Raw genomic sequence first — 21,382 nt, 5'->3', positions numbered from 1 at the left:
CGGTTTTTCGGGGGAAGGACCCGCAAACCTTGCTCTTGCGACGCTGTGAGGCAAGTACATCTGTGACTTTTTGATCAGGTGACAAGAATTTTCATTCTTGTCTCACCCTGAGATACCGGGGCAAACTGCTATTTTTATTCCGCCTCGTAAAGACCTATTATCAGATATGAATATGCAATCACCGTGCAAGGAAACCAACCATGACCCAACCCAAAGCCCGCCGTGGACGTCCCCCAAGCCTAACCCGTGAGCAGATTGCCAAAACCGTTTTAGACGTAGGCTTTGCCAATCTCACGTTTGCCGCCGTTCGTGACCGTCTAGGGGTAGGGGAAACCACCCTATACCGCTATGCACCGGACCGCGACGAACTGGTACGTATGGGGCTCGAATATGCCTATTCCGGTATTGAGGTTCCTTCCTTTGAAGGTCCCTGGCGTGAGGTTCTGACTGCACACGCCCTCAATACCTGGCACAGCCTTGAGAAATACCCGGGCGCGGCAACCGAAGTGGCACGCGGCATCGTTCCCCCCATTGCTACATACTTTTTCGAAGAGCTTTGTGTAATTCTCATCAAACAAGGTTTTTCGGCAAAGAAGGCCGTTCTCACCTGCGATATGCTGCTGGATATGGTTATCGACAGCAGACGAAGCGTTGAACACAGCGATGCGTTTATTGCTGAAACCGGCGCTGGACGTGAAGAAATTCAGCACCAGATGCAGCGCACCTCAACCGACCTGCAGTCTTTCCAAGACCCAGGTGCTTCCGCCGAGCGTCAAGAGATTCGGACTATTCTGCGGGATTCGGTGACCTCGGATCCCTTAGAGTGGCTGCGGCATAAAATGACCATTCTGCTCGACGGCATCGAATACTCGCTCAAGTCATAACGAACCGCTTCATCTGCCTATACCGTCTTATGTGGCGTAGGGGCACCCCTCTGGGGATCCCCTACGCCCTTTATTTTTAAACCATAAGTATGTTCGTTCGGTAACGGCTGGATTCAAAGGCTTTGCTGCGGGTACACCACACGCGGTCACCGGTGGCAAAGCTTAACTACGAAGGTAGCTTGACCGCGTTCGCGAGGGGCTTGGAAGAGCGAATGAATGAAAGTCCTTTAGGAGCCGTGGCGCGCATCCTCTTCATGCAGGCGCTCAAACATCTCGTTGTAGGCATTCAGTTCGGCATCCCCATCACGGTCGGCCTGCCGGTCAATGCGTGCGGCAAGTTTCTTATCTGCCATAGACCATTGGAAACCCACCGCGATCGCCACGATCATGGTCGGGATTTCACCGATACCCCACATGAGCGCGCCGCCCATCTTCTGGTCGTCCAGCGCCGACAAACCCCAAGTGCGCCCCAGATTGCCGAACCAAGAAGCTTCCAGGAGCGCCTTGGAGTTCATGATCGAGATGCCGACGAAGGCGTGGTACCCCAGGGTTGCGATCAGCATAATCAGACGCATCGGGTACTCGGGGCGGTGCGGAATCGGGTCAATGCCGATAAGCACCAGCATGAAGATATAGCCCGTGAGCGTAAAGTGAATCATCATGAATTCGTGCCCGATATGATACCGCAGCATCACCCCGAAAAGCGGCGTGAAATAGACGATAATAATCGATCCCGCAAAGTTTATGGCGGCAAAAATGGGGTGTGTAACAACTTTCGACCACCCCGAATGCACGATGCGCACAATCCACTCACGAGGACCTCGCGTACCGTCTTGGCGGGGTTCCAGCGCCTTAAGCAGCAGCGTTACGGGCGCGCCCAATACGAGCAGAATCGGCACGACCATCGTGAGCACCATATGCTCAAACATATGCACCGAAAACAGCACACGCGAATATACAGCGGGTGGACCGGAGGTGATGTAGTTCAGCACGAGCAGCCCTAACATCCAGGAGACAGCGCGCATCACGGGCCAAGAGTCACCCGCACGACGTACTTTCACGAACGCCCACAGATATACAATCGCCAGATACCCCAGCACAGCAACCCAGAACCAGTCCCAGCGCCACTCGGTGAACCAACGCTGAAAATGCGGTTCGGGCGGCATATCGTACCAGGTGATAATGCGCACCGGCGTGGCATCCGGCGCGAGAGTTTCCGGAACCGGCGGCGGTGTACGTGAGAGCGAAGCCCCCAGTCCGGAGGCTGCCCCCATGATCACGAGCTCAGCAGAGATGGCGCTCCACAGGGCACGCGTGCCGCTCATCTTACCAGCAGAGAGCGCGGGAATCAGATAAAGCCGATGCGCTGCCCCGATTACCCCGAGCAGAAGCGTTAACCCCAGTTTAAGCAGCACAATCTTGCCGTAGTCGGTGCCTAAATCCCGCCACGACGACATGCGCACCCCGGCGTTCGTAATACCCGAGAGCAGCACGAGAATGAACCCGATGAGGGCAAGCAGCGAGTAGCGGCGCAGTACCGCCTGGGCCATCGGCACGCGACGAGATGCCGCCGTGTGTTCGCCGCGGTGTGCCTCGACGATGGTGCCGGTGCCCGCGTCCTTACCCGAAATACCGCGCGAGATAAACGCCAGCGCGATCAGTCCACCGCACCAGATGCTCACCCCCAGCAGGTGCAACCCCAGGGAGTTGACGGCGCCCATATGGTCCTGCCCGCCCGAGGAATGCCCCGAAAGCGCCATATCCGCGATACCGACGAGCGAGATCATGAAGATGAAAAACAGTCCCATGAGCGAGCGCACCCCGAAACAGGCGGTGGCGACTACGGCGGCGACCACGACGGTCATGCCTTTTTCTTTGCCAGCATCTAAGGTGGTGATATAACTGATGAGCTCACTAGCGTAATCGGTGCCAGAGCCAATGGGTCGCCCCGAAATATCGGCATAGGAAAGAATCAAGACGGCAAGCGCCGCGAGAGTCCACAGCACGGCGGAGGCGGCGGCAAGGTTCAGCACGTCGGCGAATGGCTTGTACTCTTTATCGACGGCGTTTTTCGTGGTGCGTTTGCCTCGGTGTGTTCCGGCGGCATCGGCTGCATAGCGGGGAATAATGCCCATCGCGAAGATCAGCGCACCCATGGTCGTCGCCATCGAGAAATTATGAATAACCTCGGAAATAGGCAGCGCCCAGCGTACAAAACCACCAGCATCGGCAAGCTCGGTCGCCGAGTTCGCTAGGGTTAGCCTTAACGAGACCAGCAGAGTTAGCAGACCGACCCCTACATAGGCGGTAATCCAGGGCGCGGACAGCCCGGGGCGCACGGAGGCGCGCTGAGGGTCAGCCTCGGTTTTCTGCGGTTGTGAAGACGTAGTAGCCATAGTTCTTTTTCATCTGTGGTGCGTGCGATGGTGCATATTAAGTATGCGCGTAAATCTTGGGCGGCTAAGTGAAGAGGCTTTCGCCGATATACCCGCCTTCCTCACGTACCCCGGCAGGAATTGCGAACACGGCTGATCCCACCGGAACCGTCCATGTGTTAAGCATATCCAGTTGTTCAAGCCGTTTCTGAATAGGCACAAACTGCGCCACCGGGTCTGCCTGGTAGGCCACGAAAATCAGCCCCGCATCCGAAATGCCGCCGCTGATCTGCCCGTGTTCTGAGAACCCGGAGGCGTTGAAGACCGGTTCATCATAGTTATAGCCGCGCCGCAGGATACGTTCCCACGGCTTCTTCTCAAGCTCGGTGCCGTGCGCCCGGCGGATATGCGCATACGGGGCGATGACTTCAAAGCCCAGGTTATCGAGCTTATCAAAGTCGGGGTCATCAAATTCATCATTGCCAGTCAAGGGGGCACCATTAGAGAGCTTACGCCCGATAGCGTCTTCGCGAGCGGGGGTATCGACCTCATCCCAGGTATCCAGGTTCATGTGGATGCGCCTAATCACCACGGAGGTACCGCCCGGTTCCCAGGCCTGGGGGAAGTTCTGCTCAGCGTTCCCCTCACCCCACACGATCTCGTGTGCCGACCCGCCGCCGCGCCCGGGTGTCTCGTGAGGGTCTTCGACCGGGTTCACGGTGCCGTCTACCTGGCCGAAGAGATTACGTGGAGTGCCCTGACCGGTACCGAAGGCGCTCAGAAAGCCCTCTTGCACCCAGCGGATACGCCCGAAGGAGCGGGTGTCTTTGGTGAGCATCCGCTGGGCATGCGAGACCGTCAGCGGATTATCCCCGCAAATCTGCAGAAGCAGATCACCGCCGTTCCACTTCTGCTGCAGTTGGTCGATCTTCGGGAACGCTGGGAGAGGTTTAAGCCACGCCGGTTTTTTGGCGGGTGCCACAATATCAAAAATCTTTTCGCCGAACCCGAATGTGATAGTCAAATGTGCGGGAGCCTGCACAAGCTCAGGTTCCTGATCCGTCAGCGGAGTCTGCCCTGCAGTCAGGGCGGCCGCATCGGAGGTCAGAATCCTCAACAGACGCTGCACCCCGGAAGCATCCAGCCCATCGTTCAGGTCAAGGGCAATAAAACGCGCATGAGCCTGTGGCGGGGTCATAATCCCAGCCTGCTTATCGCCATAAAAATTTACGGTTTGAGTGGTCAGCGCCTGCTGCGCGGGTACAGTCTCGTGCGCACCCGTTTCATGCCCCGGCGCTATCAGGCCGCGCGCGCCAGCCCCAACGGCAACACCGGCACCCACCCCCAGGAAAGCACCGGCGAGCGCGGTACGGCGACGCACCCCTGGGGATTCCGCAGACCGGGTGTCATGATGTCGCAAAGAGTCCTCAGCTGCCGATCCTTCAGCCATCCCGGCGGTACCCTCCTGCGGCTCGTTGGCCCCCGTCGAAGAAGGCTCATGCGGAGGCTGCGGGGTACCCATCTTGTCATTCTCCGCCGTCATAATATTTCATTCCTCTATGCCTGCGGCTATCTCTCATGCGCGCTATCGGCGCTTCAGTTGAGTGGGGCAGGATGCGCGGTGCCAGTCCCCCAAATGTTACGGTTTCGTGCGCCGCGCATCCTGCATAGGCTCGGTGGATGTGTTAAAACACCCGTTGTCGAACGCTGCGGCTACTTACACTGCGGTTTTGCGGATGCGCTCCCCGAGGCTTCGCCGCTCATATGGTCGTGGTCGCTGTGCTCACCGTGTTCATGCGTACCATGTTCATGATCGGAGTGTTCACCATCCCCATGACTATGCTCATGATCAGAGTGCTCGCCATCCCCGTGACCATGCTCGTGGCTGTGCTCGTGGCCGTCATGAGAGTCACCTGAGGCCGATGCGGATGCGTCCGCCGAAGCCGAGCCGGTGGACTGTGCATCGCCCTGGTATTCTTCCTTAGCGCCAGAGTAGTCACGTGCCTCAGGCTTGAACTCCAGGGTTGCGCCGTCCTCAGTCTTGAGGGTTACCGTGGTGCTGGCACCCGCCGAGAGCGAGCAGTTCAGACCCATCAGCATAATGTGGTTGCCTCCGGGCTTCAGCTCCAGGGTCTCCCCCGCTTTCACCATAAATTCCTGCACCTGCTGCATCTTGGTGCTTCCGTTGGAGTCCTTGACCGTGGTGTGCAGCTGCACTTCATCGGTCGCAGTCGAGGTTGCCGAGACGACCTTCACATCGTGATCGCTGGTATTGGTAATCTTGCCGAAAACGCCGGTCATACCACCGTCGGTTGCCTTAGCCCAGGTGTTCTCAATCTTGATCGGGCCTGAAGACGACTGTGCCGAACCGCTTGCTGCTGCGCTGGAAGAGCTCGTTGCGGATGCACTCGAATCAGAGTTCGTGTTGGTAGAGCCACAAGCGTTCAGGGTAAGAATCCCAGCGAGAGCTACGGAGCTCAAAGCCATCAGCTTGTGGTGAGCCTGAAATTTCTTCATGATCTTTTACTCTTTTCTGGCGGTAAAACCCGCCTGTGTGTGCGAATAATTCTTCGGCAGGCACATGCGACAGTTCGCGACGTTCGATTATTCTGCGACTTTTAATCGCACGTGCCGCGGTCTGCGGGAAGATCCCAATGCGGCGCCTGCCAATGGGCGTGACGTCCGGAAGCTGCCCGGTAACGTCACGGGTGTACAAGGTATTATGCGGAACGTTTTTTGAGCAGGGCGAGAATCCCCACAGCCAGCACGACGAAGGCACCTACACCGCCGCCAATCAGCCACCAATTCACTCCGGAATCGGAATCTGACTTAGTGGAGTTCTGGGTATCAGCCGCGGCCTGCGAAGATTCGCCAGTGCCCGCATCCTGCGAGGGTGCTGCGGCTTTACCTGCGCCAACGCTGAACGTATAGGTTCCCTGAATAGGGTGCCCGTCCGAGGAGACTACGCGCCAGGTGACGGTATAAGTCTCGTCGGCGCTCGCATCCTTGATCTTGAGCGGCTGGGTGACGGTCGTTCCCTTTACCTGTGGCTCGCCTTCAGCTACGGATGCGCCAGTCGAATCGACTACGCGCACGCGGTTTCCGCCCTCAATATTCATGAGGTTCGCGCTGTAGGTCAGGTTCAGCTCGGCAGGTGCCTGCGTCAAAGTTGCGTTCGCGGCGGGGTCGGAAGAGACCAGTTCGTCATGCGCCTGCGCTGCGGCACCGCCGAAAAGCATCAGGCTAGCGAGCAAAACCGCCGCCAGGGTACGCATCATGGTGCGCATATGTGTAAATCCTTTATCTGCATCGAATGCCCGTGCCGCATGCACCTTCACGCTCGGTTTCAGTCAAGGAAGGTGTATACGCTCACGCGAGCCAGCCGGTGGGCAGACTCGTAGCACGGGCGATGGTTGGGGTTACGCGGGGTTTCCCAAGACTGCAGGCGGTCCTCGCTCCACGCGGGAGAACGCCAGCATCAGCCGACGAAGATAAACGGATATGACAAAACGTCCGTATATACGGGGGAAGACAGGAAGCGGCGCCAGAACCAGAACCCGCAGAGCGGACTGCAAACGTGTATTCAGATAACAGTGCAGAGCCCATAATGCCTGCGCGAGGGCGCGTTCACCACGGTGCAAAAGTATAAGGCTTAGCAGGGCTGCAAGAGCGTGCACCCCGATCATAGTGCCGGTAGCGTGCTGGGCGACGGCGTGACTGAACCCATTCCCGTGTTCAAGGGCGAGGGGTGTTCCGGGCGCATGTGCATGACCGTGCGCGTGGTTTCCTTGCAATGCCGCCACACGATGCGCTGCCTGAGCGGATCCATGGGATAGGTTGAAAACACCGTGGAGCAGGGTTTGTACCGTGAGGGCGCCTGCTGCGGTGCCCAGGTAGAGGGCTCGCTGCCGTGAGCGCGTTATACGTTCGAGAAGCGCTAGAAGTCCCAGAGCAGCGAGCGCCCCTAACGCGGTACAAAGTGCAAGAATCATCGGATGCGCGGCGCCGCCTCCGGCGAGAGTATGCCCCGCTGAGCCCAGCAGAACCGCAGATGCCGAGATAAGCCAAGCACGCATCACACGGGCACCTCGGGCGGCAGCGGTTGCTGACTGTACCTCACGCAACGATGATTCCCGCTCGGCACAGTCTTTGACGGCGAAAAGGCGGGTATGAGGGCGCGTCTTTGCGCGTGTGTGCATGTTCCGCCCCCTCGCTCGTAGTCGTCATATGCGGGTGTACCCGCAACCTGTCAATATCCCACATTCTACCGGTTTGTCAGCTGACCAGGTATTTCACGGCGAAGATGTGACATGTTCGGCTAAGTAACGTTTTGAACGCCGCAATGGCGCGCATCCTCACGTTCAAGGATGCGCGCCATAAGCACAGATACGCCGAAACTCGCCTGTTTCGGCGGCAGAATACCGCCGCAGAGGGGCGAATGCCTCAGGTTACTGCTTTTGCTGTTGCTGAGGCTGCTGTTGTCCCTGCTGAGGCTGCTGCTGTTGCTGCCCTTGCTGGGGCTGTTGTTGCTGTTGTTCCTCCGGCGGGTTATCCATACGGGCTCCACCTTCACTGCCGGGCTTCGTCTGCATGTGCCCACCGGTTCCGCTCTCACCAGTCTGCATGTTACCGCCCGCTGAAGGCTCTGAACCAGTGCCGCCGCCGGATCCGCCGCCATTCTCCATCTGTGAGCCGCCGCCAGAATTATTTTCTGCGCCCGAGCCGCCGCCAGCGCCACCGCCTGAACCGGAGTCGCCTGATGTGCCGCCGTTGTCCGTGGTCACGGATCCCTGCGAGGCTGATGAACTTGACGATGTAGATGCTGAGGATGAGCTTGAGGAGGAGTCACCACCAGAGCTGCCAGAGCCACATGCGCTCAGCGCCACCACGCCAGCAACAGCCAGGGACACAAAAACAGAAGTCTTCTTGGCGATCATACGCCTATCCTTTCTGCCGGTAATTGTTGGTTCAAAACCCACCCTCTCACACACCTAAAGTATTTTTCAGGGATTTATCCCAGGTGCGGAACGTTTTTATGCTATGAGCCGTAAATACATTGCATTTCCATAAATATTTTCGAAATGGCATGCATAAAATTATGTAGTTTAATTGCATATCCAACGGTTAAATTTCCCCATCATATTTATATCTTCCGTATTTTTAGCAAAAATAAGGCGCGCATCCTCAAAAACTAAGGATGCGCGCCAGATTACACAGCCGCTTCACGGCCATCCGCAGGTGCTAGCCCGCAGTGGTCGGGTTGAGAGGCGTTTTAGGAGTTGCCGCTCCCGGAGTATTGGGAACCACGGGAAGATCCGGCAGGTCGGTGGGTTTTTCGGACGTAGCCTGACCGTTAACCATCACGTTGTAGGCGCCGTTGTACTGCACAGCCGTCACCGTATTGCCTTCGTTCTTAACCCAGGAGCCGTCGATGCCCACCAGATCGGTGTGACCATCGGAAGCGTCGGTCCTAGTCCAAGAGCCATCGTAGTAGACCGTAACCGTATCGCCGTCGGGTTCAGTAGCAGTCCAAGAGCCGTCTTCCGAGACCAGAACGTATCCCTCAGATCCGGGAGCGCCATTGGCGCCACCACCCTGTGCGCCGCTACCGTCAGCACCGCCTCCAGAGTTAGGAGCGGTGCCACCCTGGGCACCGCCGCCACCCTCAGCACCAGAACCGTTCGCTCCGCCGCCTGATCCGTCACCGCTGCCCGATTGTGCGCCACCCTGAGCGCCACCACCGCCTTCAGCACCTGAGCCTCCACCGGAGCCGCCCTCGCTGCCTGATTGTGAGCCAGAATCGGAACCAGAATCAGATTTATTATCCGATCCTGTGCCGTCGCTAGATCCGCTACCAGACCCCTTCTCTGAGTCTGCACCGCCGCTAGCATCAGAACCGGCACTGGAGTTTGCCGAAGCATCGCCGCTGGCGCCACCGCTAGCGTTCGAGGAGTCTGAGCCGCCGGAAGCGGAAGAGTTTGCCGATGCGGAACCGGACGCCCCGCTTCCTGCGGAAGAGCTTGAGGAGGAGCCGTTAGAATTGTCCGAGCCACAGGCGCTCAGCGCCACCATGCTCGCAACAGCCAGGGATACAAAAGCGGAAGTCTTCTTGGCGATCATACGCCTATCCTTTCTGCCGGTGATTATTGACTGGTTTTCAACTCTCTCACACACTGACGGCATTTTTCAGGAATTTTCCCCTCCCTGTGGCTCTTTTTATGCTAAGAGCAATAAATAGACCCTTTAACGCATACTCATTTCTACCCTAAACAATTAACTGTATTTCCTTGTGTTATTAAAATTAATTAATATTTTAAAATATTTACCTTTCTCGTAGATCTCAGAAAACTTAGATCATACCTTGCACTTATACAAGCGCATCTTATGGTTTCGGGGTTTTTATTTTGCCGCCCTTTATCCACACACAACAAAGCGGTACGCATCCTTATCGTAAGGATGCGCACCGCTTGAATTATCGCGCCGTATACCGTGATGCTACGTCCGGGTGGAGCCTTCTAGACCAGTAGTTACCGTAGCGCGTCAGAGGCAACGCACGGCATATCGACTCTCTATCTAGAATAATCTAGCCGGCAGTGGTTGGCTGAACCGGGGACTTAGGAGTTACAGCTTTAGAGTCGCTTGGCTTATTGGGCAGATCCGGAAGGCTTGGCTTCTTAGTGGACGGCTTGCCATCCTCCTGAACGGTGTAGCTGCCATCAGCGTTTACAGCTGTTACATCACGACCATCTATAACAGTCCATGAGCCATCGGAACTCACAGTGGTAATATCGCCATCAGTCTCGGTGCGAACCCATGAGCCGTCGGAAGCCACAACGACACTATCACCATCAGCCTCAGTGTAAGTCCACGACCCATCAGATACAACAGTATGCGAACCGGCCCCGCCGCCATTATTGCTAGTAGATGCGGATGCGCTCGACCCCGAGCCGTTATCCGCTTGCATTCCGCCGTTAGTACCAGCAGATACCGTGGAATCGCCGTTCTTCATCTGCATATTACCGTCAGCCCCAGCGGTGACAGAGGTATCACCATTATTCACAGTGACCGAACCATCGGAGACGGAGACCTTGGGAGTCTCAGATGCAGAGGCGGATGCCGATGAAGAGCTCGAAGCATTATTGGAGTTATTGGCGCCGCATGCGCTGAGAGCTACAACGCCTGCTACAGCTAGAGAAAGAAGGGCGGAAGTTTTCTTGGTGATCATGTGCGTAGTCTTTCTAATGATGAATTACTGTTCAGTACCCGAAAATTTCGCGTCACAAGACTGAAATTACAGGAGCTATACCCTGCCCGGGAATACCTTTATTCTACTGGTTCTAGCTATGTTGAGCCTATGTAAACCTGTGTTTAACCTAAGAAACTTAAAAATTATCTTAAGGTTTTTTATACCTATTTCAGGCCCCCAAATTCCCGCGGAAGTAAAGGGGTGGGGTATACCCCCGTACCACAGGCTCTTATCGCAGGCAGATGAAAAGCCGAAGCGCCGCATCCTAGCCTTGTGGATGCGGCGCTTCGGTTCCTGAAAGTCCTCACGACAGAGGTCGCAGTCACAAACTATTGCAGAGCATACGAGGGCTCAACCGGGGTCTTAGGCGTTACCGCCTGAGGGTTTGCAGGTTTTTCAGGCATCTGAGGAACCGTAGGTTTCGTAGTTCCGGGCTGCCCGCCTTTCTTCACAGTCGTGTAGCCGCCATCCGCCTGTACCTTAGCCTGGGAGCCTTGCACTGTTCCCTGCTCTGCAATCTCGATTCGAGCTTTATGGGTCCATGACCCATCTGCCGACACCGCAGTTTCCTCGCCCATAATCCCGGTTTTAGTCCAAGAACCGTCAGCATTGACTTTCACCTGCAAACCATCATTGGACACATAAGACCATGAACCATCCGAGGAAACCTGTGTGGTTTGTTCCTCCATACTGCGTACCGTTACGGACGGAAAAGGCTTAGGGGTTTTCGACACCGATGGAGAGGCGGCCGAACCGCTGGAGCTATGAGCAACGCAAGCGCTTAGCGTCAGAGCAGAAGCAAATGCCAGAGCAAGACTCGCTATAATTTTTACAGTTTTCACGTGTTTTCCCATCTCAGGGCAGAAAGTCAGCCGTTTTTATTACCCGCGCCCCTGCCAAACAGCGCGCTTAGGCTGTGCTGGACGAGCCGTCCCCCGTCCAGGATACGTGGGCGCTGGGGGCGTGTAGGACGAGATTCGCCATCCATTAGAGGAGTACCATTCGCCGTTATCGGTGACGCCGAATTCGCTTCCATTCGGATACTTTTGCACCCACGATCCGTCGTCGTACACACGAATTCGGGTTCCATCGGCATTCTTGCGTTTCCACGAGCCATCGGAATCAACTTTGATAGTGCTTCCATCCGCAGCGGTCTGAGACCACGAACCATCGCGGTTCACCTTGATACTAGAAGCACCGCCATTTCCCTTGTTGCCGGTAGACCCTTGCGAACCGCCATTTTTATTTGCGGATCCTGCCCCTCCCTGACCTCCAGAATTTCCCTGCTGCCCGGAGTTACTTCCACCAGAACCGTCAGCTGGCTTCGCCGCTTCATCGACATCCTTATTCGCATCTGCTCCCCCAGCTGCTGCGCTTTCCTCAGGAGAATTAGTAGCCGGAGATTCGGGGGCTGTTGCCGCATCTGTGAGCGTGGGAGCATTCACGGCTTCACCTGTAGTATTACTTTCGGCGGTTGAAGAGGGAGTAGCATCCGCAGGTTCGGGGGTTGCGGTTTCAGTTGCCGTCGCGGAAGGGGATGAACTCGCCGAGGAACTGGGACTTGGAGACTTAGATTTCGTGGGGGAAGATTTTGAGCTTGAGGAGCTGCTGTTGGGCGATAACGTTACGGAGGAAGACGCCTCATTTGAGGAGCCGCAGGCGCTCAGGGCAAGAATACTCGCCACAGCCACCGATACAACGGCGTAGGTTCTCTTCATGCTCATTGCATTTCTTTCTATAAACCGGCGATGATGTCCCGTTGCGACCACCCAGACGTTCAGCATGAGCGCACCACAGCACCGAAGAATATGGTGTTATAGCGATCCCTACTGAAGAGCGTCGTTGCGGGATAAATAGTCCTTCCGGAAGGAGGGATACATCTATTCTAAAGGTGTTCCGCTTCTTGAAGCTATCCATTAACACGTTTCTTGAAAAATATCACGTTAATTTCTGCGGGTACCCTCAAGAATATCTTGGGAAACACTTCAAAATCTCGGACGTGAAACTACTGATTAAATTTAATCAGCATTTTTATATATATTTTCTTTACACTTACGAGAGTTCTATGTGAAGATCTCTATCCTCCCGACACGCAAACCCCTGCCCCACAAGGAAAAACTTCATTCGCACACCAAGAGGCATACACCCAACAACAAGAAATGCCGAAACACAAGAAAGCTCAGCTTAGTAGAGTATCACCCGAGCAACCGACCGCAGAGATCTTTCTGCAAGAACTGTTTGATTTATAGATATTTTGAGAACAGGGTGAAACACTTATAAAGTTTATATATAAAGTATTTAATAATACTTATACATTTATATCGTTCATAGTTATATGTTGTGTATACCAGTTTTCCGCACAGAACCGCGTCTTAACGCGGAGCTGCAGGGGTTACCGGAGTTGCCGCCTCCGGATTATTGGGTTTTCCAGGAATTGCAGGGATTTCAGGCCGGTCTTCTTCATCCTCAACAATGCCATTCTCGGAGACTGACCACGAGCCGTCGGCATTAACCGTAATAACCTCGCCGTCATGGTCGGTCTGGGTCCATGCGCCGCTTGCGCTCACTCTAATGACCTCGCCGTCGCTCTTGATAACTTCCCACGCGCCGCTCGTCTCAACGGTGATTTTATCGCCTTCGGAGTTCGTGTGGGTCCAGGAACCATTCACATTCACCTTGGGTTCGGTTGGAGATCCACCGTTGTTACGTTGCGCGGGTGTATTGTTCCCTCCGGGTCCGGGCTGATTCTGATTAGTATCACCATTCACCGAGCCGCCAGCAGTATTTCCTTCTCCCCCATTACCCTGGGTCGCGGCGGGGGCATGGGCGGGATCTGCCGAAGAGTTAGAGGTTGCCGAAGGTGAAGGTTCCGCAGCCGTACCATGTGTTGAGGGGGATGCGGTCACTGTCACCACGGCGGGAGTCACCGGATCCTGAGGTTCGGAGGATGCACACGCGCTCAACAGACCAAGCCCTGCAAGGGCTAACGGAAGAGCGCTATACTTTCTCGGTACGATGGTCACGGTATGTCTTTCTGAGTGTTTCTGTGTCATAACAGGATATATTTTCAGGCTGCAACATTACTTACTACTATTTTAGCTAACCTGATTGAGACTTTTAGGTGACAAGGTGTTGCCCGCTTTTCTTGGGGCGAAAGGCATTACAGCGTAATGTTGCGATGCGTAAGATCGACGTGAAGTTCTTAGAAGAATAAGATTCCGTCCCCGGTAGTTTATCCCGTCCTGACAACCTTTTCAAACGGAGTTTGGTATCGGGCGTTATCACAAGGCAGAAGCTCTCAGACAGAGAAAACAAACCATAAACATAGGGGCTCCCACCGTGTGGTGGGAGCCCCTATCAGGTCCTAGAAGTCTCAAGAAGTTACTTCTTCTTCTTGGAGGTGGCCTTGGTGGCCTTCTTCTTGGTAGCGACTGCTGCCTTCAGCTTGGAGCCTGCGGTCAGCTTCACACCGTGACCAGCGGGAATCTGGATGGTTTCACCGGTCTGCGGATTGCGACCGGTACGAGCTGCACGGTCGGTACGCTCGATAGCCAACCAGCCGGGGATGGTGATCTTCTCGCCCTTAGAGACGGAGGTCTCGAAAGCCTGGAACACTGCGTCGAGCACTGCGTTCACGGTTGCCTGGCTCTTGCCAGACTTCTCTGCTACCTCTGCAACAAGTTCGGTACGGTTCTTAGCCATTTGGGGTGCCCCTTCCTGAGACTTATCTTTTTCAGACTAAGTCGAGCTGCTTTTCACGAGGAAAAATAACTCGCCTAGGTACAAAATACCAGAAATTACCAGCTTGACTTAGTAATACCGGGCAATTCGCCACGGTGTGCCATCTCGCGGAAGCGTACGCGGGAGATACCAAACTTCTGGAAGGTACCGCGCGGACGACCGTCGATCTGGTCACGGTTGCGAACGCGGACGGGAGATGCGTTGCGGGGTAGCTTCTGCAAAGCTACACGTGCTGCTTCGCGCTCCTCGGGGGTAGCGTTCTCGTTCACCAGCGTCTTCTTCAGTTCTCGACGCTTCTCGTCGTAGCGAGCTACGATGACCTTGCGCTGCTCGTTACGAGCGATCTTTGACTTCTTAGCCATTCTTAGCGCTCCTCTCGGAAGTCAACGTGCTTGCGAACCACGGGATCGTACTTCTTTAGCACCATACGGTCAGGATTATTGCGGCGATTCTTACGGGTTACATAGGTGTACCCGGTGCCTGCAGTGGACTTGAGTTTGATAATAGGACGCAGGTCCTTAGCCTTGGATGCCATGTACTAGATCTTCTCCCCGCGTGCGATGATTTCTGCGACCACGGCATCAATGCCACGAGCATCGATAACCTTAATGCCCTTAGCGGACACGTTCAGGGTCACCTTACGGCGAAGCGAAGGAACCCAATAGGTCTTCTTCTGAACGTTCGGATCGAATCGACGCTTATTGCGGCGATGCGAGTGCGAAATGCTGTGTCCAAAGCCGGGAACAGCTCCGGTCACCTGGCAGACTGCTGCCATGTTTCACTCCTTATTGATTGACTTTTCTGACGGATACGCAGTCGATGTTACTCGTACGTCCCGTCACCAATGTAGAAGCACCGGGTTATTCTCCGGGCTAGAGTGTTTGAGACCGGCATCTGGGTGAGATCCAGATGTCAATCCCCGCCGCGGGAAAAACGGTGAAGCATAATTTAGTGTCGAGAGGCGTTTCCACCACTACGAACAGCGTTAAATTCTAGGTAAATCCAGCAACTCACGCAAGCCTGCACGCCAGAAACTCCCCTTAAAAACCAAGGATTTTTTGGATTTTGAGGGGTAACCATTTGATACAGACTTCTTCCGGGCACGCCGAAAGGTCGCGATAGAGTTACCCGCTTATTCTACCAGTTCTCGCTGTTTCCTCAAGTCACAAGGGAGTTTAAGGTAGTTCATGACGAAGTTTTCATCCCTTGTCGATATCCATGTGACAAACGTCTAATTACATCGGTGAAATTTTAAATGTGAGATTAACATCTTAACTTGTAGAAACCCGTATTTTACGGCATACGGCAGGTTATTCTTCGAGTTCTACCGGCTCGCCAAGACCAGCGGCAGGAACCAAATTCGGGTACCTCGCGCTTAGTCCATCCCCCAAGCTGCGCCCAGTCAGCTGCCGACCCATCCAAGGCAGAGCATGCGTTCTTACCCAATACGCACTCTCGGCAACTCTCTCACGCAGCGGCGGAGGCTCTTCTTCACCGGCGATAAGGTTCACATCCTGCGCCAGATGCCCCAGCCCAAACTGCGTCAGCACATGGTATGCAAAGCGCTGATGCCCCAACTCATTCATATGCAGGCGGTCGTCAGCCCACAGCCGCCAGTCCAGAAAATCGTCCATACGCCAGTAATCGATAATGTGCACACCATAATCATCCGACACCGTGCGCAGAAGCTCGTTATACAGGGCGGTACGCGGACGGGTCCGAGCAAAGGGTCCCTCTCCCTTCACGTCTAGGCCCGTAATCGTCAGAACCTCGATTCCTTCCGCGCGCAGAGCCGCAAAGGCTCGCTCTGCGTGCGAGATAATCTCATCTATATTCACGTTTAGGCTAATAATGTCATTGCCGCCGCCGTAGAAGCTAACAAGGTTCGGTCTCAGTTCTAAGGCTGCCTCCAGTTGCTGATCGACAATCTGGTGCATCAAAAGCCCGCGGATCGCCAAGTTAGCGTACTGCGCCTGAGCATCGACTGAGCCGATAGCTTCCGCAACGCGATCTGCCCAGCCACGCACCTGGTTGGGGCGGTCGGTATCGACATCACCCACGCCTTCGGTAAACGAGTCGCCCATCGCCACATAACGCACAGGTTCGCCGTGCAGTCTGGCATTTTTATCGAGTTTGAGCATGGTAGGTACTTCCTAACTTTTGGTTTTATCTACCCGCCAGTATCCCATGAATAATATGTCTGTCTTAGGTATCGACCGCAGACATCCAGCTGCGTGCGGTTTCAGGCAGGGCAAACCAATCCGTGCAGTAAACTCAAACATACCGTAACCGCGTTTTGTTCGGGTTTCTTGCTGCCTGTTTTATAAGCCTTATTTCAGGGGTTTACGTCGTCCAGTATCTTCTGCGAAGCGTGCGCAGACCGATGAAGCGGCACCACCACCACGCTCCCGTCACTAAACGGATCAGCAACCTCGGCCTTGAGCCCAAAAATATCGTTAAGATTTCTGGAGGTCAGCACCTCGTGAGCAGATCCGCGACTGACGATCTGCCCGTCCTTCATGGCGATCAGATAGTCTGCAACGCGAGCGGCGAGATTCAGCTCGTGCAGCACCATAATCATGGTGGTGCCGCGTTCTTCGTTCAGGTCCGCTAGTAAATCCAGCAGCTCCACCTGATGCGCCAGGTCAAGGTAGGTGGTCGGCTCATCCAACAGCAGAATATCGGTCTCCTGCGCAAGCGCCATCGCAATCCACACGCGCTGGCGCTGCCCGCCGGAAAGCTCGGTTACCTGACGTTCGGCGAGCGACATCGTATCGGTGGCCTCTAGGGCCCAGGCTACCGCCTCATCATCTTCGGCACTATTACGTTTGAAAAGCCCTTGATAGGGATAGCGTCCCCGCGAAACCAAATCGGCAACAGTAATACCTTCAGGCGCAATAGGATGCTGCGGCATAAGCCCGACCATGCGTGCGAACCCCTTCATGGAGTACTGATGCGTAGGCTTACCATCGAGCAAAAACTCGCCGTCAAGGGGATGCAAGAGTCGCGAAACACCCCGCAGAAGCGTGGATTTACCGCATCCGTTGGGGCCGATAATGGCGGTGACCTTGCCCTGCGGGAATTCTAAGCTCAGGTCTTTGACGATAGGCTGTGCGCCGTATCCTAGGCTCACGTTGTCTACGCGCAGAGTACGCTCAGTTACGGTTTTCATGATTTACCTTCCTTTCGGTTCTGCACGAGCAACTAGATAAGTATGAGGGTACTGAAGACGCCATAAAAATGCCTACAGAAATTTTATATGCCGGAATAGGTTTGCGGCTGCCGTTCACCGAGGCTCAAGACTCCGGACGTACCGATGCCGTGCCTTCCGGTAAGAAGACACGGCATCGTATATTCTTGGCACGTGTTTAGAGCGAGAGCATGCCAGTGGGTATCCAACCACCCTTGGCGGCGCGTTCAAGCATAGTTTTCGCCATAGTACGCCCGTATGCCTTGCTCACATGGTTCTCGTCTATGTACACGTAGACGTTCCCGACAACCGGTTGGCACATTCCTTCCGGGCAGTACAGGTCAGTCATATCTACCAGCACCGCGCCCTTATCCTTGTATTTGTCAAAGACCTCTTGGGCGGGGTTCTTTTCAGCCAATTTCTCAGAGACCGGGCGCGCGCAGGATTCCAGGTCGTCTCCCGCCTTCTGTGCGCATTCGTATACGTTGTAGTCGTACCGCGGGTTATCGCGCACACCGACCACCTGTATTCCGGCGTCCGTGAATTTCTTGACCGTTTCCTCCAAGGCCGGGTCGATGCGCTCCTCATTAGACCGTGCCTCCGCGATGGTTGCGATAATCACCACGGTCTGCGGCTTACGCTGCAGAATTTCTTCGGTGACGTCCCGGTTAAACTCGGCGCACTCGTTCGAGGATGATGCATCCTGCTGCGGATACTGGCATCCGCCTAAGAGGATCGACTGCATATTAACTTTGGACTGCTCGGCAACGGGTTTGAACATGGCCATTGCCTGTTCCGCGTGGGAGTTGCCGACGACCATCATAAGCGGCGAATCATCTGTTCCGTTCTTCTGCGAAGAGCAGTACTTCTTGAGTGAGTCATGAGAGAGGGCAAAATTGCCTTCGCATTTGCCGTCGCTCAACATCTCGTATTGATTCTTCAAATCACCATTGGGGATAGGGTCGTCGTGCATGAGTGCCTGATCTGTGCCGATGGCGCGAGCACCTAAGTGATTATCGGTTGCAGTCTGGGTCTGTGTTTCTGCCTGAATACTCGCCTGAGTATTGGAGTAGTTTACCCACGCCTGCGCACCGGCAAGAGGTATTCCTGCCAGTAAAAAGGTTGCGGCCAGGAAGGCAAGCTGATCGGCCCACGTTTTGACCGCGAAAACCCTCTTAAACCGCAGTATTTTCATCAGCCAGGGAATGAAAGGGTCTTTACGGTAACGCAGCGGTTTCTCCACGAACTGGATCAGAACCCAGGCTAAGCCAATAGATACCGCAATAATGGCGGTTCCTTCGAGAAAGTTCACGTGGGGTTTCTCCACAGCGGTGCTGTACAAGATCAGGATGGGCCAGTGCACTAGGTATAGGGCGTAGGAGATATTGCCAAGACTCTGCAGAGGTTTAGAGACCAGCCAGCGGTCTACACCCCACCGACTGTTGGTACGGCCCGCCATAATGACGAGAGCACCTGAAACTACTGGATACAGCGCTAAGAATCCGGGAAAGGAGCGCTGCACGGGCAGGAAGGCGCCACAGGTCACAAGCCCAAAAACGCCGATCCACCCCATGATGACGCGCGCCTTCTCAGGGGCCTTCCATTTGAGGGTTACCATGGCGAGCAGCGTCCCGACAGCAAATTCCCAGAGACGGGTGCGGGTATCGAAGTATGCGAACCCCTGGTTTGTCTCGGTTTCAATAATCGAAAATGTCAAAGATGCCACAAAGACCGTATCGAAAACCAAAATGGTTGTCGTGAACAGATTCCAGCGGAAACGATGCACAAGGTATGCGACCAGCGCGAAGAGCAACGGCCACAGAATAAAAATCTGTCCCTGAATAGACAGCGACCAGAAGTGCTGGAACGGGGTTTTCGATGCTGCGTTTTGCGCATAGTAATCTACCGAGTTAAAAGCAAGATGCCAGTTCTGGTAGTAAAAGAGGGACCCCTTCGCATCCGCGAGCATATCGGCCCAGCGGCTTGGCGGTAGGATAAAAAATGATGCGATGGTCGTTCCCGCAATGGTTACGGTCGCTACCGGAAGCAAGCGTTGGAACACGTGTAGCCAGTATGTGAAGAGGTTAAGCGGCCTGCCCTCGTTGATTTTGCGCATATTCGAGAGTGAAAGCAGGAACGCCGAGATGAATAGAAAGACGTCCACGCCGCCGGATACCCTACCAAACCAGACATGGTATAGCACTACCAGGAGTACTGCGAATGCACGCAGACCCTGAATTTCGGGGCGGAATCCCCGAGTTTCAATAAAGTTTTCGAGGGGGTAAGAGTTTGAGGGTGATGATACAGTCGGGGTTTGCGCCGCTTGCTGATGCATTGCGGGTTGACCTGCTGCCATAATATCGCGTGTCCTGTGCTGCTCTGTAAATCGGTGTGTGGTCTCATATAATGCTAACGACCTGTAAGGGGAAAGTCCCGATTCAACGCATCAGCTGCGTAACGCATGAATCAGGACTTTCGTGGAGCCCCCTACCGGATTCGAACCGGTGACCCTCGGTTTACAAGACCGATGCTCTGGCCAGCTGAGCTAAGGAGGCAACGTCTTCTAGTGTACAGCAAACGCACAGGGATGCTAATTCAAAAGTGGATGTTATGAAAGTTTATCGTGTTCACTGTTTTTATATGTGTCTGCTTAAACGCTGTTTTTCCGTATCACTATACTTTTTGAGTCTTTTAGATTTCGAACTATGTTCATACGGCTCAGAAAATGTTAGACGGTTGATAAGCCTTAACAGAGATTCCCTCTCATGCAGAATCATGCATTGGAATCTTAGACTATTGTGTCAGTATCCTTTGAGGCTAAAGCACATAGAAAGGATTCGCCCGCAGGCTTAGCGCTTGCGGGCGAATCCATTTATATTACTGCTGCGGGTTATTGTTATTCTTCTTGGCGTCGATCTTCCCCTGCAGGAAGCCAGTGAAGTCATTGCTGGTGTATTGTTCACCATCCACAAAAACGGTCGGGGTGCCCCCAATGTCATTCTTCGAGGATTCTGCGGTCACAACATCCACAAGAGAACGCCACTTGTTATCGTTCATATCCGAACCGATATTTGCACCGTATTTAGATGCTATATCGGCGATCTGCTGGTTGTTCAGGTCGCCGGTTCCCTGGTGGCTAAACAGTTCTTTCTGGAAGTCCAAGAATTTATCTGCACTCACCTGGTTAGCAACGGCGTATGCGGCATTAGCGGTACGTGCCGAGTACTGGGTGGGCGAATTCTGATCGAGGAAGGTCAGGTTACGGATTTCGAGTTCGATGTTGCCCTCTTGAACCTGTTTCTTCAGTTCCTCGCCGTACTGATCCTCAAACTCATGGCAGTGCACGCAATTGTAGTCTTGGAAGATCGTCACGCGCACCGGTTTACCGTTCTTAGAGGCTTCATCTGCCGACTGAACGCCGAGTGGCAGCTTCTTGCCCGCCTGCGGGGTACCATTCACCGAGGGAGTGTAGGAGGCGTTAGAGTCCCCTAGTTCCTTATAGTTACGGGTGTCTCGTGTTGAGGAGTTTTGGACGATTCCGTCCTTAGTCAGCACAATTCCGCCGTACTCATTCGAACTCGCAGGCACAGGACCCGATTCGGGTACTTTATTGTTCTGACCATTGATATAAACAAAGCCAATAACGAAAACAATAACAACGACTACGCCGAGTACGGTAAGTTGTATCCATCGACGGTTCGTCGCGACATTGCCGCGCTTTGATTGTTTAGCCGCAATTTGGCGGGCCTTCTCGCGGGCGTCCTGGGACATTGCCTGCTCCTTTATCTTGTGATCGACGCGGTGGATGCGCCTACCGCTAACCCGTTCTAGCCTACCGAAGGTTGTTGGTAGCTGCCAGTCATAGCCGGGTTTTCTACACTTTGTGTCGCTTTCTCACGCTCACAGCTTATTTTACGGGGCAACCACAGTCACCTGCGCTGGCTAT

At 54.6% G+C, this 21,382-nt stretch carries 21 protein-coding genes and 1 tRNA gene; 2 read left to right on the top strand and 20 right to left on the bottom strand.

Going from position 1 to position 21,382, the window contains the following annotated elements; genetic code table 11:
- The first annotated feature begins 200 nt into the window (after positions 1-200).
- A complete protein-coding gene (locus tag HMPREF0733_RS06115) occupies positions 201-884 on the top strand; it encodes a TetR/AcrR family transcriptional regulator (protein ID WP_004005982.1) in 684 nt (227 codons plus the stop codon).
- Positions 885-1,111: 227 nt separating this feature from the next.
- On the opposite strand, the gene HMPREF0733_RS06110 is transcribed toward HMPREF0733_RS06115, so the two are convergent.
- The 17 genes from HMPREF0733_RS06110 to HMPREF0733_RS06020 all read right to left on the bottom strand — a co-directional run bounded on the left by HMPREF0733_RS06110 (position 1,112) and on the right by HMPREF0733_RS06020 (position 17,418).
- Positions 1,112-3,280, bottom strand: a complete 2,169-nt coding sequence (locus tag HMPREF0733_RS06110) for a bifunctional copper resistance protein CopD/cytochrome c oxidase assembly protein (RefSeq protein WP_013398502.1) — start codon at positions 3,278-3,280, stop codon at positions 1,112-1,114.
- 64 nt (positions 3,281-3,344) lie between these two features.
- Positions 3,345-4,802, bottom strand: a complete 1,458-nt coding sequence (locus tag HMPREF0733_RS06105; RefSeq protein WP_013398501.1) for a Dyp-type peroxidase — start codon at positions 4,800-4,802, stop codon at positions 3,345-3,347.
- A gap of 170 nt (positions 4,803-4,972) precedes the next feature.
- Positions 4,973-5,776, bottom strand: a complete 804-nt coding sequence (locus HMPREF0733_RS06100) for a copper chaperone PCu(A)C (RefSeq protein WP_013398500.1) — start codon at positions 5,774-5,776, stop codon at positions 4,973-4,975.
- Between the two features lie 203 nt (positions 5,777-5,979).
- Complete coding sequence (locus HMPREF0733_RS06095; RefSeq protein ID WP_041321967.1) at positions 5,980-6,546, bottom strand: copper resistance CopC family protein; 567 nt, start codon at positions 6,544-6,546, stop codon at positions 5,980-5,982.
- A gap of 132 nt (positions 6,547-6,678) precedes the next feature.
- Positions 6,679-7,458 carry a hypothetical protein gene (locus HMPREF0733_RS06090; protein ID WP_013398498.1) on the bottom strand — a complete coding sequence of 260 codons (780 nt, stop codon included), beginning with the start codon at positions 7,456-7,458 and terminating at the stop codon, positions 6,679-6,681.
- Between the two features lie 249 nt (positions 7,459-7,707).
- Entirely contained in the window at positions 7,708-8,196 is a 489-nt protein-coding gene (locus HMPREF0733_RS10745) for a hypothetical protein (RefSeq protein WP_013398497.1), read from the bottom strand.
- Between the two features lie 304 nt (positions 8,197-8,500).
- Entirely contained in the window at positions 8,501-9,379 is an 879-nt protein-coding gene (locus tag HMPREF0733_RS06080) for a hypothetical protein (protein WP_013398496.1), read from the bottom strand.
- A 463-nt stretch (positions 9,380-9,842) separates the two neighbouring features.
- A complete protein-coding gene (locus tag HMPREF0733_RS06075) occupies positions 9,843-10,484 on the bottom strand; it encodes a hypothetical protein (RefSeq protein ID WP_013398495.1) in 642 nt (213 codons plus the stop codon).
- Between the two features lie 350 nt (positions 10,485-10,834).
- Positions 10,835-11,347: a hypothetical protein gene (locus HMPREF0733_RS06070; RefSeq protein WP_041321685.1), complete on the bottom strand. Its 513-nt coding sequence runs from the start codon at positions 11,345-11,347 to the stop codon at positions 10,835-10,837.
- Positions 11,348-11,386: 39 nt separating this feature from the next.
- A complete protein-coding gene (locus HMPREF0733_RS10740) occupies positions 11,387-12,229 on the bottom strand; it encodes a hypothetical protein (RefSeq protein ID WP_115333513.1) in 843 nt (280 codons plus the stop codon).
- Between the two features lie 648 nt (positions 12,230-12,877).
- Positions 12,878-13,558: a hypothetical protein gene (locus tag HMPREF0733_RS06050; protein WP_147285887.1), complete on the bottom strand. Its 681-nt coding sequence runs from the start codon at positions 13,556-13,558 to the stop codon at positions 12,878-12,880.
- 328 nt (positions 13,559-13,886) lie between these two features.
- Positions 13,887-14,207 (bottom strand): HU family DNA-binding protein, encoded by a 321-nt coding sequence (locus tag HMPREF0733_RS06045; protein WP_004005969.1) that lies wholly within the window; start codon positions 14,205-14,207, stop codon positions 13,887-13,889.
- Between the two features lie 95 nt (positions 14,208-14,302).
- The gene (gene rpsN / locus HMPREF0733_RS06040) at positions 14,303-14,608 is read right to left on the bottom strand and encodes a 30S ribosomal protein S14 (protein WP_004005968.1); all 306 of its coding nucleotides are present in this window, start codon (positions 14,606-14,608) and stop codon (positions 14,303-14,305) included.
- A gap of 2 nt (positions 14,609-14,610) precedes the next feature.
- On the bottom strand, positions 14,611-14,781 hold the full coding sequence (gene rpmG, locus HMPREF0733_RS06035) for a 50S ribosomal protein L33 (RefSeq protein ID WP_004005967.1): 171 nt from the start codon (positions 14,779-14,781) through the stop codon (positions 14,611-14,613).
- A gap of 3 nt (positions 14,782-14,784) precedes the next feature.
- Positions 14,785-15,021, bottom strand: a complete 237-nt coding sequence (rpmB, locus tag HMPREF0733_RS06030) for a 50S ribosomal protein L28 (RefSeq protein ID WP_004005966.1) — start codon at positions 15,019-15,021, stop codon at positions 14,785-14,787.
- 535 nt (positions 15,022-15,556) lie between these two features.
- Complete coding sequence (locus HMPREF0733_RS06025) at positions 15,557-16,387, bottom strand: SGNH/GDSL hydrolase family protein (RefSeq protein WP_013398489.1); 831 nt, start codon at positions 16,385-16,387, stop codon at positions 15,557-15,559.
- A 194-nt stretch (positions 16,388-16,581) separates the two neighbouring features.
- Positions 16,582-17,418, bottom strand: coding sequence for an ABC transporter ATP-binding protein (locus tag HMPREF0733_RS06020; RefSeq protein WP_013398488.1), 837 nt, complete (start codon positions 17,416-17,418; stop codon positions 16,582-16,584).
- 68 nt (positions 17,419-17,486) lie between these two features.
- Between HMPREF0733_RS06020 and HMPREF0733_RS11520 the strand changes: the two genes are divergently transcribed.
- A complete protein-coding gene (locus HMPREF0733_RS11520) occupies positions 17,487-17,618 on the top strand; it encodes a hypothetical protein (protein WP_013398487.1) in 132 nt (43 codons plus the stop codon).
- Here the strand turns inward: HMPREF0733_RS11520 and HMPREF0733_RS06015 are convergent.
- The 3 genes from HMPREF0733_RS06015 to HMPREF0733_RS06005 form a co-directional block, all read right to left on the bottom strand.
- On the bottom strand, positions 17,615-19,771 hold the full coding sequence (locus HMPREF0733_RS06015; RefSeq protein WP_041321961.1) for an acyltransferase family protein: 2,157 nt from the start codon (positions 19,769-19,771) through the stop codon (positions 17,615-17,617). The two genes, HMPREF0733_RS11520 and HMPREF0733_RS06015, sit on opposite strands and share 4 nt — an antisense overlap.
- A gap of 143 nt (positions 19,772-19,914) precedes the next feature.
- Positions 19,915-19,991 (bottom strand) — tRNA-Thr (locus HMPREF0733_RS06010).
- 322 nt (positions 19,992-20,313) lie between these two features.
- Positions 20,314-21,207 (bottom strand): DsbA family protein, encoded by an 894-nt coding sequence (locus HMPREF0733_RS06005; protein ID WP_013398485.1) that lies wholly within the window; start codon positions 21,205-21,207, stop codon positions 20,314-20,316.
- Positions 21,208-21,382: the final 175 nt, after the last annotated feature.

Source organism: Rothia dentocariosa ATCC 17931, from assembly GCF_000164695.2.
In the GTDB taxonomy this organism is placed as follows: Bacteria; Actinomycetota; Actinomycetes; order Actinomycetales; family Micrococcaceae; genus Rothia; species Rothia dentocariosa.
This window is presented reverse-complemented; position numbering and strand designations above follow the sequence as displayed.